Source organism: Agromyces marinus, assembly GCF_021442325.1.
GTDB classification, from domain to species: domain Bacteria; phylum Actinomycetota; class Actinomycetes; order Actinomycetales; family Microbacteriaceae; genus Agromyces; species Agromyces marinus.
In genome coordinates this window covers 975,307-991,280 of sequence record NZ_CP087879.1, presented here as the reverse complement: position 1 = coordinate 991,280, position 15,974 = coordinate 975,307, and the positions used below count along the sequence as shown (strand labels likewise).

Sequence of the window (15,974 nt, the reverse complement as noted above, 5' to 3'; positions counted from 1 at the left end):
CGCCACAGATCGGCACATTCCTGCCACCGCCGAGTCGAGGAGGATCCGTGCTCCGCACCATCGCCTGCATCGCCCTGCCGCAGATGGCGCCGTTCGAGTTCGGCGTGATCTGCGAGGTGTTCGGCATCGACCGCACCGAACACGGCGGCCCCACGTTCGACTTCCACGTCGTCGCGGCCGAGCCCGGCCCCATCCCGACCAAGCTCGGCTTCGACGTGCTCGTCCGCGAAGACCTGACCGCAGCCGAGACCGCGGACCTCGTCGCCGTCCCCGCCTCGCTCATCGACGAGGCCTCGCACCCCGAGGTCCTCCGCGTCATCCGGGACGCCGTCGATCGGGGCGCGTGGGTCCTCTCCGTCTGCTCGGGCGCATTCACCCTCGGCCGGGCCGGCGTGCTCGACGGGCGACGCTCGACCACGCACTGGATGTACACCGACCGGCTCGCCGAGATGTTCCCCGCGACCGAGGTCGACCCCGACGTGCTCTTCGTCCAGGACGGCCACGTCGTCACCGGCGCGGGCACCGCGGCCGGCATCGATGCGGCCCTGCACATCGTGCGCACCGAACTCGGCGCGACCGCCGCGAACATCGTCGCCCGCCGCATGGTCGTGCCGCCGCAGCGCGACGGCGGCCAGTCCCAGTTCATCCGCACGCCCGTCGTCGAGTGCCGCAGCGACTCGCTCACCGAGGTCACCGAGTGGATGCTGGAGCACCTCGACGAAGACCTCACCGTCGACCGCCTCGCGCGCAAGGCGCTCATGTCGCCGCGCACGTTCGCGCGCCGCTTCCGCGCCGAGACGGGCACCACGCCCAACGCGTGGCTCAACCGGCAGCGGCTGCTCCGCGCCCAGCAGTTCCTGGAGGAGACCGGCCTCACGCTCGAGGAGATCGCCCGCGAGACCGGCTTCGGCGCAGCGGCCGTCATGCGCCACCACTTCGTCAAGGTGCTCCAGACCACGCCCACGCAGTACCGCAAGGTGTTCGGGCCGCGCCAGGCCGGGTGACGCCCTGGTCGCGGCGAGCGGATGCCGCGGCATCCGCTCGCGGCCGGGTGACGCGAAAGCGGCGCAAGTGTTCGGAGCCTAGGCGTCTCCACGGGGGACGAACACCCGATCGACCAGCCGTGCAGCAGCGTTCCCGTCCTCGAGCTCCATGAAACGCGAGCGGAAGCGATCCACATCGGATGCGAAGCGATGCTCGATACGGTCGAGCCTCCGAAGTGCTCGGGTTACATCAGACGTGCTGGTCAGCCAGGGACCCGGCGCTGTGCCCTCGTAGGGCATCATCGATGGGCGGCTCTCGAAGTATCGTTCGCGATCGGGGTTGAAGAAGAGCATCGGCTTGCCCGTCAACGCGTAGTCGAATCGCAGCGACGAGTAGTCGAGGATCGCCGCATCACTCGCTGCTGTCAGTCCGGCGATCGACGGATATTCGGTGACATCGATGACGTTCGGCGACCGCTTCGAGAACCCCATCCGCGCATTCATGACGTGCCCGCGTACGAGTATCGTGTGAGTGCGTGACAACGCGGAGGCGAGCGCCCGCAGGTCGAGCGCCGTAAGCGCTTCGGCGCGGAACTCGTCTACTGAGAGATAGTCACGATAGGTCGGAGCGTACAACACCGCGATGCGTCCGTCGGGAATTCCAAGCGCTGCGCGTGTGGTTCGCCGCAATTCTGAGTGGTCCCTGACGAGCACATCGTTCCGTGGGTAGCCGATCTCGAGCATGGTCCCCGTCCAGTCCGCGGGCAGGAACTCCTCCAGGAGCGGTGTCGAGTACGCCGAGGGTGAGACGAAGTAGTCCCATTCCGAGGCGCGAAAGAGGAACGACTCGACGCGACTCGGTGGGAGATCACTCACTTCCCAGTGGCGTCGGCCCGCGAGTTTGAACGGGTAACCGTGCATGGTCTGGATGAGGGTCTGCCCGGGCGACTTCGCAAACCAATCGGGCTGGTGCACGTTCACTACGACGTACTTCGACTCGGAGATGGCCCGAACGAACTCGGTAGAACCCTCATAGATGCGGTCGCCGCCCTCGGGGATGGGAACGGATGCGTCCACCGTCGACCACAACAGTTTGAGCGAACTCGAACGACGCCGCAGTTCATGATGGATCGCCTCGGCAGAGTCTCCCGCGACCTCCCCATAGAGGGACCGGAAGAACACCGAAGGCTGCGGCTCACGGTCGGCAACCCTGAGGATCGAGGACGCTCGTTGCCGTTCGAGCTGGTACGGACTTCGTTGGAAGTTCCGGAGCGGCGCGCTGAGTGAGATCTGCAGGCTTCGGTTCGGGCGTGCCGCGATCCAGGCTCGCACATGGTCGCCGAACTCGACCATCGGGAGCCTCTGGGCGAAATCACCCGAGACGAACGGGGTAATCGTCACACCCGAGTCGACGATCCGCAGCCTGTAGTCACCACGCGGCAGCGACGGTGTAGAGATCCCCCAGTTCTGACCCGCGAGATCGAAGCGAGCGACCGGTGCTCCGTCGACTTCACTGACTCGCGCGACGATCGTCGTCTTGCCCGAGGTCAACTCGATCTCGGCACGAGGCGACAATCCGAATGCGGCCAGTGAGACCCGAAGCTCCGTTCCCATGACTGTCACGGCGGTCACCGTCGCGCAATGCAGCCTCTCGACGACGATTGCGGTGGCTCCAGGGATGTAATCGCGATGCGGATCCGCTGGCGAGACCCGGCTGCGAAGCAACGCGCCTCCGAGGCGCCGCTCGATCGTGACGGATGCAGCACCGAGGGTATCGCCCTCATACGGCGTGTCCCGCGCTGCAGTGACATTCGACCAGCGACCGCTGTCGTCGCCGACCACCAGCCGCCAGACTCGTCGTCGGTGGTCACCACCCATCGCGGCGGAGGGTTCGGCGGGAAGGCGAAGCGTTGCGCGAGCTGTAGTCGGCCCGGTCCGAAGCAAACTCTCGACCGCGATCGGAAGATTGAACCGATCGGACGTCCTCACTAGCCCAAGGCTGGTGAACTGCTGCGCTGCTTCCAGTTCGACGCGAATGCTTCGTCCGCGAATCTCGGTGGAAGCGATTGTTGCGGCGGGCTCAGTGACTCGCAGGGCTAGGTATCCCCTTCGGTCGGAGTAGGTGTCGACGATCTTGTCGCCGACGTTCCTCGCTGCCAGCGACCGAGTCTCGCGATGATCGTGCAGCGACCTGCTGCGGACGAGGTCGCCGACTCGGAGCGTCAACTCGATCTCGAACTCACCGGGCTCCGATGCAAGGGTGACGGCGTCGACGTCGATGGTGAAATGCGCCTTCGTGCCATCCATGAACTTGGAGCTGAAGGCCGTCGTATCGAGGGAGTCAGGACTGAAGGCCGCCCGGAGCGGGAACCGCCGGCCCGTGGTTTGATCGACGGCCTCAGCGCTGATCTGCGCAGGGAAGCGACCCGGATCGACGCCGGAAATGACGGCGTGCCCGGAGATCTCCAGCACGTCGCCCCTCCAGATCGAGCGAGAGGTCTCGCTCCTCAGCCGGGTCTCGAACGTGCTGAGGGCGAACGCCGCCCGAGGAATCTCAGCCAGTGCGAGGAAGTCGGCGGGCGGCACCGCGAACACCTGGTCGCCCCGCACGAGGGTCTCATCGGTTGAGCCATTCCAGTTGCCAGCGAGGATGTACTCATCAAGTCGCGCGCGCGATTCGTGCGCCAGGAGCCAGAAGCAGATCTTGTTCCGTGCGTGGACGTGTCGCCACACGTCCCCGTCGTCTCCGACCTCGGCGACGAGCGCTCGGACAGCGGAAGCGAACGCGTTCCATTCCTCTTCACTCGCACGTGGAAGCAGCGGAATCACATGCGAATAGTCATTGGCGAGGAGCTGCCGGAGTCGCTCGACCCGGGCTACGTTCAGGCCAGCCTGTTCGAGACTCGCGAGCGAAGCGAGTGCGGCCTCCAGGTGGTCGGTGGTGTTCCGGACCGAAAGCGCCGACTGCGTGATCGACGACCCGTCGTCCCGGACCCGCCAGTTCACCGAAGGGTGCGTCAGCACGTCGAATGAACTCGCTGCGGCGTAGGCCCGAGTCGATACGGGCTGGTCCTCGTAGAGAACGCCCTCCGGGAACGACAGTCCCTGGTCGAGCCAGAACCGCATGCGATACACCTTGCTCCATGCGACGGCGTTGACTTGGATCTGCGGAAACTCGACCAGGTTCGTTCCGCGGCGTTCGGTCTCATGTGCGGCGTAGATCCAAGGCCCAGCTGGGCGCTCCATGTCGCGGACGAGTCGTCGGTACGGGGCGACCGCGAAATCCGATTGCGTCTCGCCGAGCGTCTGGATGGCGTACTTGAACGCGTGCCGATCGACGGTGTCATCGCTATCGATGAATGTGAGGTACTCGCCTCGCGCGAACCCCACGCCCGTGTTCCGAGCCGCTCCAAGCCCCGCGTTCGCCTTGCGAATCACGCGAAGCCGAGGTTCACGCCATTTCAGGCTCTGGAGGATCCGTGAGCTTCCATCAGTGCTGCCGTCGTCGATGACGATGATCTCGATGTTCCGGTACGTCTGTCGACGGAGGGACTGCATCATGTCTTCCAGATACCGCTCGACGTTGTAGACAGGCACCACAACAGACATGAGGCCCGCGATCGGCCGCCCGCGCCGGATCAGCCAGCTGGCGCGCATGCCAGCTGCCCTGATCCAGGTGTGCACCGCCCGTGTACGTTCTCGGGCGGGGAGAAGTCGGGTACTGCCCGCAACGCGGAGCAGCGATGACTTGAATGACACTTGTATCCTCATCTGGGGTTCGGAACAACCGGCCTAGACTACCTTCCCGTCGCGCTCATCGATCGCTGCCGGCCGATTGGTGGCCGTATGAGGAATTGGAGTCATATGCCCGGGTCAACGTCGCCCACCGTTCGCACGCTCGTCCGCTCCGGCAAGGCGCCACATCATGTGGTTTCGCATGAGGGGTCCCTCGCGAGGAACGGGTGGGGTGTGTTCGGCGCGAACGTGGGCAACCTGCTATTCACGAACTCGGTCTTCCGAGCGGTGAATGTCCGCGGCGCGAGCACCGTGTCCGACTCTCTGCTCACGGAACTTCCTGGCAACGGCGAGGCCGACGCGCACATCGAGCGCATCAATGGGGAATTTGACCGCTACGTCATCCCCCTCGCGAACGCGTTCCGGCCCGAGTTCGAGGGCTCATTGCGGCGGCTGACACGTGCGGTCGAACGAATGACCATCCCCACAGTCGTCGCGGGTGTGGGCGTCCAGAACATCGAGCGAGTCGACGGGCGATTCACAGCGGGCGAGAGCGTCGACCAAGCGGCACGCGCCTTCGTTCGGGCAGTGCTCGAGAAGTCCGCCTCGATCGGCGTGCGCGGTCGGCGCACCGCCAACTATCTCGAAGCCCTTGGCTTTCCGACGGACGTCGTCGATATCATCGGGTGCCCGTCACTCAACATGGAACTCGCACCCGAGCAGATCGCGTCTCCCGCTGATGTGACGCCCGAGTCTCCGCTGGCGATCAACATCACCCCGAGCGCTTCTCGCATGGGTGAGATCGTCGAGACGAACGTCGCCAGGTACCGTGACCTCGTCTACATCCCCCAAGAGGCCCATGAACTCGCACTCATGATGTGGGGCGAGCCGATCGCGTACAGGGATGCGCGTCTGCCGTTGTATCCCAGCCATCCGCTCTATCGAGAGGGGCAAGTACGGTTCTTCGTGGACCCGGAGCCTTGGACAGCCTTCCTGCGCGAGCGCCAGTTCGCCTTCGGAACCCGCATCCATGGCACGATCGCCGCGCTGGCGGCAGGGACTCCCGCCATGCTGCTCTCGCACGACGCCCGGACGCTGGAACTCGCTGAATACCACTGCATTCCGTTCCAGCTCGTCGGTGAAGCCGCGTCCGTCGATGCAGCAGACCTTGCGGCGACGGTGGATTTCACAGGGTTCAACGCGTTCCGAGCGGAGGCGTCGAGCCGGTTCGCATCGTTCCTCGCTGGAATGATGTGCCCAACATCTTCGAACCGGGTCAGGCGAATGACGAGTACGACGAGCTTCTCGCGGGCACGACCTACCCGCCTGCCGTGCTTCCGATCAGCGCGAAGAACGTCGACACGGCCGCCGTTCTCATCGATCGCGTTCGCTGGCTGCGACAAGGCGCTCCGTCTGACAAGGCGCGGTGGCGCGGGGGGTACATCCCGCCCTTCAAGCCCCAGGCTCCGGCCGCTGCCGAACCTGGCCTCGAGGACGAACTCCGATCCGCGCTGATGAGGATCGACGCTCTCGAGCGACAGGTCAGCAGCCGCAAGCGGTGGCTCGTGCGATGAAGCGGGGTTGCGTCACGCTCGCGGCAGGGGTCTAGTAGTGCGCTCGGTCGTGGTAGCCACCCAGGCGGTCCCGGCCATCTCGAAGGAGAGCGCGCGCTCGTCAGGGGAGACGAATAGCGCATCGCCCCGCTCGATCCGCATCAGCCCCGACCTGCTTGAAACCTCGGCCCACGCCCCTTCGACCAGCACCAGCGCGGGGCCGGAGAGCGCCAGCCGCGTGTCTCCCGACCCCTCGACCCGGAAGAGCGTGAAGTCCGGGCCGGCCGGGCGGTACTCCAGCACCCCGGGAGCGACCTCGATCGGCGTCAGTAGTGGCGGCGCCATCGGCGTGAAGTCGAGCACCTCGAGCAGTTCGGGCACGTCGATGTGCTTGGGAGTGAGGCCGCCACGGAGCACGTTGTCGCTCGCCGCCATCAGCTCGATGCCGAGGCCCTCGAGGTAGGCATGGATGTTCCCGGCATCCAGGAACAGGGCCTCGCCCCGCCGCAGCGTCACCCGGTTCAGCAGCAGGGAGATGACGATGCCCGGGTCGCCCGGGTACTCCGCGGCGAGGTCGAGCACGGTGAGGAACGACGCCGCGTACGGTGTTGCGAGCGCCTCATCGCCCGCGGCGAGCGCGGCGACGCGCTCGATGAGCCACGCCGCCTCCCCGCTGTCTCCGCCGCGCCCGTCGAGCAGGAGCCAGGCGACGGTCTCGCGCAGGCCGTCCGGACCGTCGAGCCTGGCCGTCAGCAGGTCGATCGCGCCCGGCTGCGGCCGGGCCGACGCGGCATCCGCTGCCCGAAGCGTCGCGACGATGCCGGCGACCTCCTCGATCGGGCGGAACCCCGAGAGGGCTTCGAAGCGCTCGCTGACCGCGACGACGAGCTCGGGCTTGGCGTAGGGGTCCTTGTAGTTGCGGTCGAACGCGTCGATCGCCGGTCCCTCGGCCTCCTCGCGCTCGAAACCCGCGCGGGCCTGCTCCGGCGTCGGGTGCGCCTGCAACGACAGCGGACGGCCGGCCGCGAGCACCTTCATCAGGAACGGCAGTCGCGGTCCGCGACCCGCGACCTCGGGCCCCAGGGCTGCGACCGGGTCCGCGGCGATCAGGTCGGCCAGATCGGACGGACCGCCCTCGACGGCATCGAGGAGCTTCGACGGCGATCCCGCGTGCGCACCCAGCCACAGCTCGGCCTCGGGTCCACCGCTGGGCTCCACCCCCATGAACTCGGCGATCGCCGTGCGAGAACCCCACGCGTAGTCCCGTGGGGTGTTTCGGATCGCGACAAACATGCCAGTGAGGGTCCTTTCGCGGTTTGGCTCCAAGCTACCAAGCACCCCGGCCGACGCCGACGCCGCCCCTACGCTCGGGAGGCCGCCGATCACCAGAGGAGTTCCCATGTCCTTCGAGCCGCTCGCGAGCGACTTCTACTCGTACGAGTCCGCGCTGCTGTCCGACCGCGAGAAGGACGCGCTCGCCGCACTCCGCGCCTGGCTCGAGAGCGACGTCCGGCCGATCGCGAACGAATACTGGGAGCGGGCCGAGTTTCCGACCCAGGTCGTCAAGCCCCTCGCCGAGCACGGCGCGCTCGCGTTCGCGTGGGACGAGACGAGGCCCTTCGAGAACTCGGCGGTGTTCCGCGGCTTCGTCGCGCTCGAACTCGCCCGCGTCGACGCGTCGATCGGCACGTTCGTCGGCGTGCAGAACGGCCTCGCGACCGGGTCGCTCGCCGTGGCGGGGTCGGCCGAGCAGCGCCGCGAATGGATCCCGAAGCTCGCCTCCGGAGAGGTCGTCGGCGCGTTCGGGCTGACCGAGCCGCTCTCGGGCTCCGACTCGGCCCGGGGCCTGCGCACGACGGCTCGCCGAGAGGGCGACGACTGGGTGCTCAACGGCGAGAAGCGCTGGATCGGGAACGCCACCTGGTCGGACATCACGATCATCTGGGCCAAGGACGAGGCCGATGGCCAGGTCAAGGGCTTCATCGTCCCGACCTCGACGCCCGGCTACGAGGCGACGAAGATCGAGGGCAAGATCAGCCTCCGCATGGTGCAGAACGCCGACATCACGCTCACCGACGTCCGGGTCCCCGAGTCGCTGCGACTGCAGAACGCGAACTCGTTCCGCGACACGGCGGCGGTGCTTCGCCAGACCCGGGCCGAGGTCGCCTGGGCCGCGGTGGGCACCGCCATCGGCGCCTACGAGGCCGCCGTCGCCTATGCGAAGCGGCGCGAGCAGTTCGGCCGGGCCATCGGCTCGCACCAGCTCGTCCAGGACCTCCTCGTGAAGTGCCTCGGCAACATCACCGCCTCGCTCGGCATGGTCGTGCGCGTCTCGCAGATGCTCGACGCCGGGCAGCAGCGCGACGAGCACTCGGCGCTCGCCAAGGCGTACGCGACCTCAGCGATGCGGGAGACCGTCGCCTGGGCCCGCGAAGTGTGCGGCGGCAACGGCATCGTGCTCGACTACGACGTCGCCCGCTTCTTCGCCGACGCCGAGGCGCTGTACTCCTACGAGGGCACGCGCGAGATGAACACCCTCATCGTGGGACGTGCGATCACGGGCGAAGCCGCGTTCGTCTGAGCCGACGTCAGGAGCGGCCGAGCCCGCGGTAGGCGAAGCCGGCTGCCCTCCACGCGGCAGGATCGAGCACGTTGCGCGCGTCGATCACGCGGGCCGAGGCCATCAGTCCGGCGACCAGGTCCGGCTCGAGCTCGCGATACTCGGGCCACTCGGTCACGAGGACCACGAGCTCGGCATCGGCGAGGGCCTCGCTCGCGGTCGCGACGTACTCGAGCTGCGGATGGCGCAGCCGCGCGTTCTCGATGCCCTCGGGGTCGGTGGCAAGGACTCGAGCGCCGAGCCCGTGGAGTCGAGCAGCCACGTCCAGCGCCGGGGAGTCGCGGGTGTCGTCGGACTGGGGTTTGAACGTGAGTCCGAGCACCGCGATCCGTCGCTCGAACACCGAACCGTCGAGCATCTCGACGGCCAGATCGACCGCGCGTTCGCGACGACGGAGGTTGATCGCGTCGACCTGGCGTAGGAATGCCACCGATTCCGCGCGCCCGAGCTCCTCCGCGCGCGCCGTGAACGCCCGGATGTCCTTGGGCAGGCAGCCACCGCCGAACCCGATGCCGGCGTTCAGGAAGCGCCGGCCGATGCGCGCGTCATGCCCGATCGCGTCGGCGAGGGTCGTGACATCCGCCCCGGTCGCCTCGGCGATCTCGGCCATCGCGTTGATGAAGCTGATCTTGGTCGCGAGGAAGGCGTTCGCGGCGGTCTTGACGAGCTCGGCCGTCGCGAAATCGGTCACGATGCGCGGCGTTCCCGCGTCGAGGATCTGCGCGTAGACCTCGTCGAGCAGGTCGGTCGCGCGCTCGTCGGCCACGCCGTACACGAGCCGGTCGGGCGTGAGCGTGTCGGCGACGGCGAAGCCCTCCCGGAGGAACTCGGGGTTCCAGGCGAGCAGCGCGTCGGAGCCCGCGCGCCGCATCCGTTCCTCGAGCTCGGCAGCTGTGCCCACCGGAACCGTGCTCTTGCCCACGATGAGCGAGCCGGGCGCCGCGACCGCGGCGAGCGCGTCGAACGCACCGCGCACGAAACGCAGATCGGCGCCGTCCGAGTACGGCAACTGCGGCGTGCCCACCGCGACGAAATGCACCTGCGCGTCGGCCGCATCGCCGATGTCGGTCGAGAACCGCAACCGTCCCGTGGCAAGCGACTCGGCCAGCAGCTCTGGGAGCCCGGGCTCGAAGAACGGCGCCACGCCCGACCCGAGCTTGGCCACCTTCTCGGCATCCGTGTCGATGCCCACGACGTCGTGGCCGAGTTTCGCCATGGCCGAAGCATGCACCGCGCCGAGGTATCCGCAGCCAATGACCGAGATTCTCACGTTGCTCCTCACATCCGTCGGCGTCCATTCTCCCTGCTGGGGGCGATGGAACCGCCACTGGGGCGCGGGGCGCCGGATACCCTTGTCGACATGAGCATCGGAGGACGCCGCGCGCTCGAGTCCGCGTATGCGACGTTCGCGCTGTTCACGCTGCTCGCCGGGCAGTTCTGGCGCAACCTGCTCGGGTGGTGGGGGTTCGGCGCCGTCGCGGCGCTCGTGCTGGTCGGCGCGATCTGGTTGTGGATCGCGCATCGCCCCGACCTGACGTGGAGGCGGGTGCCGAAGTCGACGCTCGCGTTCGTCGGGATCGCGGCGCTCTCGATCATCTGGTCGAACTACCCGGCGTCGACCCTTCTCGGTCTCGCGTTCACGCTCGCGACGACGTTCACGGGCATCTCGCTCGCGCTGTGCCTGGGCTGGCACGGCTTCCTGCGGGCACTCTCGTCGGCGCTGAAGTGGGTGCTCGCGCTCTCGCTCCTGTTCGAGCTCTGGGTCGCGGTCTTCATCCGCGAACCGCTCCTGCCGAACTTCGTCGACTACGGCGACGAGAAGATCCCGATGGCGTTCTACTGGTCGCGCGCGCTGCTCTTCGACGGCGGGCCCATCGAGGGCATCGTCGCGAGCCGGAACCTCCTGGCGATGGCCGCGCTCCTCGCGCTCATCCTCTGGGGCTGCCTGCTGGCCAGTGGCGGCATGCGTCGCGCCCAGGGCATCGGGTGGGTCGTCGTCGCGGCACTGACGTACGCCCTGACCCGGTCGGCGACCGTGATCCTCGTCTCGTTGCTCGTCGCGGCGGCCCTCGGATTCGCCCTGTGGGCGCGCCGGAGCGGGCCGCAGCACCGCCGACGCGTGTACGCGACCGCGACCGCGGCGCTCGTGGCATCCGTCGCCCTGCTCGCGGTGCTCTGGAACCTGCTGCTCGACCTGTTCGGCAAGGGCGAGGACCTGACCGGCCGCATCGACATCTGGGCATCGGTCATCGGGCTCGCCGCCGAACGTCCCGTTCTCGGCTGGGGATGGATCGGGTACTGGATGCCATGGGCGGAACCCTACGGCGGCCTCGCCGTCCGCAACGGCGTCGAGTACCTCCAGGCGCACAACGCCTGGCTCGACGTCTGGATGCAACTCGGCATCGTCGGGCTGATCGCGTTCGCGTCCATCGTGATCGGCGCGCTGTGGCGATCGTGGTTCCTCGCCGTCGACCCGCCTCGCGACGACCGGGGACGCGTCGTCCCACACTCGGCACTCGCCCTCGTCCCGCTGCTCGCGATGGTCGCCCTGATCGGCCAGTCGCTCGCCGAGAGCCGACTGCTCGTCGAGAGCGGATGGCTGCTGCTCATCGCGATCGCCTGGGGCACGAAGCGCCGCCAGTGGTCGCCCGATCCGCTGCCCCCGATGCCGCCGGCGCGAGTGCCGCGCCTTCGCGCCCGCCCGGAGGCGCGTTCGTGAGGGACGCCCTGCGCGAGTTCGCCGGATCGGCGCGCCTCGCCCACGCCGTCACGCTCATGTCGATCGGGCTGGCGTTCTCCACGCATGCCGTCCGCGCGCTCATCGGTTGGCCCGGGCTCATCGCGTCGATCGCGATGCTGCTCGTCCTCGCGGGCACCTCGCTCGTCGCCCGGTGGCGGGCGGTCGAGTGGTACGGCATCCTGCCGCTCACGATCCTGGTCTTCGTCGGGTGGTGCGCCGCCTCGGTGATCTGGTCGAGCAATCCCGGCGCGACCGTGCTCGGGGTCGGCTACCTCGTCGCCTTCGGAATCCTGGGCGTCTACGTCGCGCTCATGCGCGACACGATCCAGATCGTCCGAGCCTTCGGCGACGTCCTGCGGTTGCTGCTCGGGATCTCGATCGGACTCGAGGTGTTCTCGGGAATCCTGCTGGACCTGCCCATCGTCTTCCTCGGCATCCAGGGGAACATCGCCTCGCTCGGGCCGGTCCAGGGCCTGTTCGGATCCCGCAACGTACTCGGATTCGTCGCGCTCATCGCGCTGCTCACGTTCGTCATCGAGTGGCGCACCCGCAGCGTCCGACGGGGTCGCGCGATCGCATCGCTCGTGCTCGCGGGCGGGTCGATCATCCTGTCGGGTTCGCCCACGACCGTCATCGCGCTCGGCGTGTGCCTCGTCGCGATCGGTGCGCTCTACGGCCTGCGGCGAGTGCCCGCCGAGCACCGCTGGCGGGTTCAGGTCGCCCTCCTGGCGGGCGTCTCGGCCGCACTCGTGGCGGGCTGGGTCCTCCGCCTCCGGATCATCGAACTGCTCGATGCGCGTGCGGAGTTCGACGTCCGGCTCGACGTGTGGCGCGAGGTCTCCCGCTACCTCTCGGCGAACCCGTTGCAGGGGTGGGGGTGGACGGGTCGCTGGATCGACGGGGCGCCCTACGTCTGGATCGAGCGCGCGATCGGGCGCGACCTCGCGTCGGCGCTCAGCGCGTTCATCGACACCTACTTCCAGATCGGGGTCATCGGCGTACTGCTGTTCGCCGCGCTCCTCGGCGTCGCGCTCGTGCGCTCGTGGCTGCTGGCCTCCAACCGGCGCAGCGTCGTCTACCTCTGGCCCGCGCTCATGCTCGTCGCGATCAGTGTCACGAGCGTCGCCGAGAGCTTCGTGCTCGTCGAGGGCGGGTGGATGCTGCTGGTCGTCTGCGCGGTCAAGGCCGCACGCGACATGAGCTGGCGGGACGCGCTCGCCTCGGCCCGGTGAGCCCCGGGCCGGGGCCACCTCCGGCCGGACTCCCGCCTCCGTGCCAGTACACTCGTCCGAGTGATCCGACCCACCCCCGCTGACGACCTCACCGGTTTCAGCACCCCGGGAAGCGGCCGCGGCATCCTCGACGTCTTCCGCTATCGCTACCTGCTCCGCCTGCTCATCCGCAAGGGAACGCAGACCCGCTACCACGGCTCCGTCCTCGGCTGGACCTGGTCGTACGTCAAGCCGGCCGCGCAGTTCGGCATCTTCTACGTGGTCATGGGCGTGTTCCTCGGGCTCGATCGAGGCATCGACAACTTCCCGATCTACCTGTTCTCGGGGATCATCGTCATCAACCTCTTCAACGAGGCGTTCGGCAACGCGACGAAGTCGATCGTCAACAACAAGGCCCTCGTCAAGAAGATCTACCTGCCGCGCGAGCTCTTCCCGGTCGCCGACGTCTTCATCGCCTTCGTGCACTTCCTGCCGCAGTTGGCGATCCTGCTCACGGTGCTGCTCGTCGTCGGTTGGGCCCCGACCGTCGTCCAGGTGGCCGGCGCGGTGCTCGCCGTGCTCATCGTGCTCGCGTTCGCCCTCGGCCTGGGGCTGCTGTTCGGGTCCATGAACGTGTCGTTCCGTGATTCCCAGAACTTCGTCGAGATCATCCTGATGTTCGCGACGTGGACCTCGCCCGTGCTGTACCCGTTCGTGCTCGTGCGCGACCAACTGCCGGGCTGGCTGTTCGACGTCTACATGGCGAACCCGCTGACAGTCGCCGTCGAACTCTTCCACTCCGCATTCTGGTTTTCCACGACCCCCGAGACGATGGAACGGCCCGAGCACCTCTGGCTCCTCGCCGGGATCGCCATCGTGGTCGTGTCCGGGTTCATCGCCGTCGGCCAGATCGTGTTCCGCAGGCTGGAGGGCCGTTTTGCCCAAGACCTCTGAGACCCGGCCCAGCATCATCATCGAGAGCGTGGCCAAACACTTCACGCTGCGCCACACGCAGTCGTTCAAGGAACTCTTCATCTCCTGGGTGCGGCGCAAACCCCTCACCACGTCGTTCCAGGCGCTCGACGGCATCGACCTGCGCGTCGGCGAGGGCGAATCGGTCGCCCTCCTCGGCTACAACGGCTCGGGCAAGTCGACCCTGCTGAAGCTCATCTCCGGCGTGCTCCGCCCGGATCGAGGGCGGGTGCTCACGCGCGGCCGTGTCGCCGGTCTCATCGAGGTCGGCGCCGGGTTCCACCCCGACCTCTCCGGTCGCGACAACGTCTACCTCAATGCGGCGATCCTCGGGATGAGCCGGGCAGAGATCGACGCACGGTTCGACGAGATCGTCGAGTTCTCCGAGATCGGAGAGTTCATCGACACGGAGGTCAAGCACTACTCCTCCGGAATGTTCGTCAGGCTCGCCTTCTCGGTCGCGATCCACACCGAACTCGACATCCTCCTCGTCGACGAGGTGCTCGCGGTGGGCGATGCGCCGTTCCGGGAGAAGTGCAAGGCGAAGATCCGCGAACTCGTCGAGCAGGGCAAGACGATGTTCGTCGTCAGCCACGACGTCCGTATGGTGACCGAACTCTGCACGCGCGGCATCGTCATCCGACGTGGTCGCATGATCTTCGACGGTCCCGTCGACGAGGCCGTCGTCACCCTGAAAGAAAGCACCAGATAGTGTCCGAACGAACCATCGCGGTCGTCCTCGCCGGCGGCGTCGGCACGAGAGTCGGCCTCGGCATCCCGAAGCAACTGATCCGCATCGCGGGGAAGGCGATCGTCGAGCACACGCTCGAGTCGCTCACGGCGAGCGACCTCATCGACGAGATCGTGGTGATGATGAACGCCGAGAGCCGCCACGAACTCGACCACCTCGTCGGCGACCCTCGGTTCCCGAAACTCCAAGCGATCCTCCCCGGTGGAGAGACGCGCAACGACACCACGCGGCTCGCGCTCGAGGCGCTGCCCGACGACCCGGCGACGAAAGTCCTCTTCCACGATGCCGTGCGTCCATTCATCGACGAGCGCATCATCGAGGACTGCGTTCACGCGCTCGACCAGTACGACGCCGTCGACACCGCGATCCCGTCGGCCGACACGATCATCGAGGTCGACGACGGGATCATCACCGGCATCCCGGTCCGCTCACGACTGCGCCGCGGGCAGACCCCGCAGGCCTTCCGACTCGGAACCATCCGCAGGGCGTACGAGGCTGCCTCCGACGACCCCGGCTTCGCCGCGACCGACGATTGCGGCGTGGTGTTCACCTACCTCCCCGAAGTCCCGATCCGGGTCGTCGAGGGCAGCGCCGAGAACATGAAGATCACGGAGCCGCTCGACCTGCACATCGCCGACAAGATCTTCCAGCTGCAGACCGCGGAGCTCACCGAACTCGACGGCGAGCTCGACCTTGATCTGACGGGCAAGAACGTCGTCGTGCTCGGCGGCAGCTACGGCATCGGTGCAAGCATCGTCGCGCTGGCCGAACGCGCGGGGGCGACCGTGCACGCTTTCAGTCGGACGACGACCGGTACCGACGTGACGAGTCGGAAGTCAGTCCGGCACGCGCTTCGCGTCGCAGCCGATTCGGGGCCGATCGACTATGTCATCGTCACTGCCGGGATCCTCACGATCTCGCCCCTGGCGAAGACCAAGAAGCGAGCGCTCCGCAACACCCTCGAGATCAACCTGCTGGCGCCCGCGAAGATCGCGCAAGAGGCCTACCCCCACCTTCGGGATTCACGCGGCCAACTGCTGTTCTTCACCTCGAGCTCATACACGCGCGGGCGGGCCGGGTACAGTCTCTACTCCGCCACGAAGGCCGGTGTCGTCAACCTGACGCAGGCCCTCGCCGACGAGTGGGCCGAGCACGGCGTCCGGGTCAACTGCATCAATCCGCAGCGCACCCGCACCCCGATGCGGACGAACGCGTTCGGGGACGAGCCGCCCCAGACCCTCCTCGACCCGACCGACGTGGCCGCGGTCAGCTTGAAGGTGCTCGAATCCGACGTCACCGGCCAGATCGTCGACGTCCGCGTGACGAACTGAACGATCGGTCGGTCGGTCGGTCGAATACCGTCTCCGCGTCGGTCCTACCGGCCCGCACCGAAGACGGGTCGTATGCCG

11 protein-coding genes are annotated in these 15,974 nt (G+C 67.6%); 8 read left to right on the top strand and 3 right to left on the bottom strand.

All coding sequences use genetic code 11. The annotated features are described in order from the left end of the window. Positions 1-47: 47 nt before the first annotated feature. Entirely contained in the window at positions 48-1,004 is a 957-nt protein-coding gene (locus tag DSM26151_RS04660; protein ID WP_234661257.1) for a GlxA family transcriptional regulator, read from the top strand. A 78-nt stretch (positions 1,005-1,082) separates the two neighbouring features. Here DSM26151_RS04660 and DSM26151_RS04655 read toward each other — a convergent pair whose 3' ends face one another. After that, complete coding sequence (locus DSM26151_RS04655; RefSeq protein WP_234661256.1) at positions 1,083-4,640, bottom strand: bifunctional glycosyltransferase/CDP-glycerol:glycerophosphate glycerophosphotransferase; 3,558 nt, start codon at positions 4,638-4,640, stop codon at positions 1,083-1,085. Positions 4,641-4,952: 312 nt separating this feature from the next. Between DSM26151_RS04655 and DSM26151_RS04650 the strand changes: the two genes are divergently transcribed. Then, positions 4,953-6,233 carry a polysaccharide pyruvyl transferase family protein gene (locus DSM26151_RS04650; protein ID WP_234661255.1) on the top strand — a complete coding sequence of 427 codons (1,281 nt, stop codon included), beginning with the start codon at positions 4,953-4,955 and terminating at the stop codon, positions 6,231-6,233. Between the two features lie 71 nt (positions 6,234-6,304). Here the strand turns inward: DSM26151_RS04650 and manA are convergent, their stop codons facing one another. Beyond that, on the bottom strand, positions 6,305-7,564 hold the full coding sequence (manA, locus tag DSM26151_RS04645) for a mannose-6-phosphate isomerase, class I (RefSeq protein ID WP_234661254.1): 1,260 nt from the start codon (positions 7,562-7,564) through the stop codon (positions 6,305-6,307). A gap of 106 nt (positions 7,565-7,670) precedes the next feature. Between manA and DSM26151_RS04640 the strand changes: the two genes are divergently transcribed. Then, positions 7,671-8,852, top strand: a complete 1,182-nt coding sequence (locus tag DSM26151_RS04640) for an acyl-CoA dehydrogenase family protein (protein WP_234661253.1) — start codon at positions 7,671-7,673, stop codon at positions 8,850-8,852. Positions 8,853-8,859: 7 nt separating this feature from the next. Here the strand turns inward: DSM26151_RS04640 and DSM26151_RS04635 are convergent, their stop codons facing one another. Continuing rightward, positions 8,860-10,161: a UDP-glucose dehydrogenase family protein gene (locus tag DSM26151_RS04635; RefSeq protein ID WP_234661252.1), complete on the bottom strand. Its 1,302-nt coding sequence runs from the start codon at positions 10,159-10,161 to the stop codon at positions 8,860-8,862. 90 nt (positions 10,162-10,251) lie between these two features. Between DSM26151_RS04635 and DSM26151_RS04630 the strand changes: the two genes are divergently transcribed. The 5 genes from DSM26151_RS04630 to DSM26151_RS04610 all read left to right on the top strand — a co-directional run bounded on the left by DSM26151_RS04630 (position 10,252) and on the right by DSM26151_RS04610 (position 15,896). Further along, positions 10,252-11,610, top strand: coding sequence for an O-antigen ligase family protein (locus tag DSM26151_RS04630; RefSeq protein WP_234661251.1), 1,359 nt, complete (start codon positions 10,252-10,254; stop codon positions 11,608-11,610). Further along, positions 11,607-12,863 carry an O-antigen ligase family protein gene (locus DSM26151_RS04625; RefSeq protein WP_234661250.1) on the top strand — a complete coding sequence of 419 codons (1,257 nt, stop codon included), beginning with the start codon at positions 11,607-11,609 and terminating at the stop codon, positions 12,861-12,863. Before DSM26151_RS04630 ends, DSM26151_RS04625 begins: the two co-directional genes overlap by 4 nt. Before the next feature lie 63 nt (positions 12,864-12,926). Continuing rightward, on the top strand, positions 12,927-13,796 hold the full coding sequence (locus DSM26151_RS04620) for an ABC transporter permease (protein WP_234661795.1): 870 nt from the start codon (positions 12,927-12,929) through the stop codon (positions 13,794-13,796). Continuing rightward, the gene (locus tag DSM26151_RS04615; protein ID WP_234661249.1) at positions 13,780-14,526 is read left to right on the top strand and encodes an ABC transporter ATP-binding protein; all 747 of its coding nucleotides are present in this window, start codon (positions 13,780-13,782) and stop codon (positions 14,524-14,526) included. Before DSM26151_RS04620 ends, DSM26151_RS04615 begins: the two co-directional genes overlap by 17 nt. Then, positions 14,526-15,896 (top strand): bifunctional cytidylyltransferase/SDR family oxidoreductase, encoded by a 1,371-nt coding sequence (locus DSM26151_RS04610; RefSeq protein ID WP_234661248.1) that lies wholly within the window; start codon positions 14,526-14,528, stop codon positions 15,894-15,896. The genes DSM26151_RS04615 and DSM26151_RS04610 overlap by 1 nt, the downstream gene beginning before the upstream one ends. The last annotated feature ends 78 nt before the right edge of the window (positions 15,897-15,974 follow it).

Excerpts from the sequence above, each read along its gene's own strand:
- DSM26151_RS04655 (WP_234661256.1), bottom strand. The coding sequence starts at position 4,640 with ATGCGCGCCAGCTGGCTGATCCGGCGCGGGCGGCCGATCGCGGGCCTC.
- DSM26151_RS04640 (WP_234661253.1), top strand. The coding sequence starts at position 7,671 with ATGTCCTTCGAGCCGCTCGCGAGCGACTTCTACTCGTACGAGTCCGCG.
- manA (WP_234661254.1), bottom strand. The coding sequence starts at position 7,564 with ATGTTTGTCGCGATCCGAAACACCCCACGGGACTACGCGTGGGGTTCT.
- DSM26151_RS04630 (WP_234661251.1), top strand. The coding sequence starts at position 10,252 with ATGAGCATCGGAGGACGCCGCGCGCTCGAGTCCGCGTATGCGACGTTC.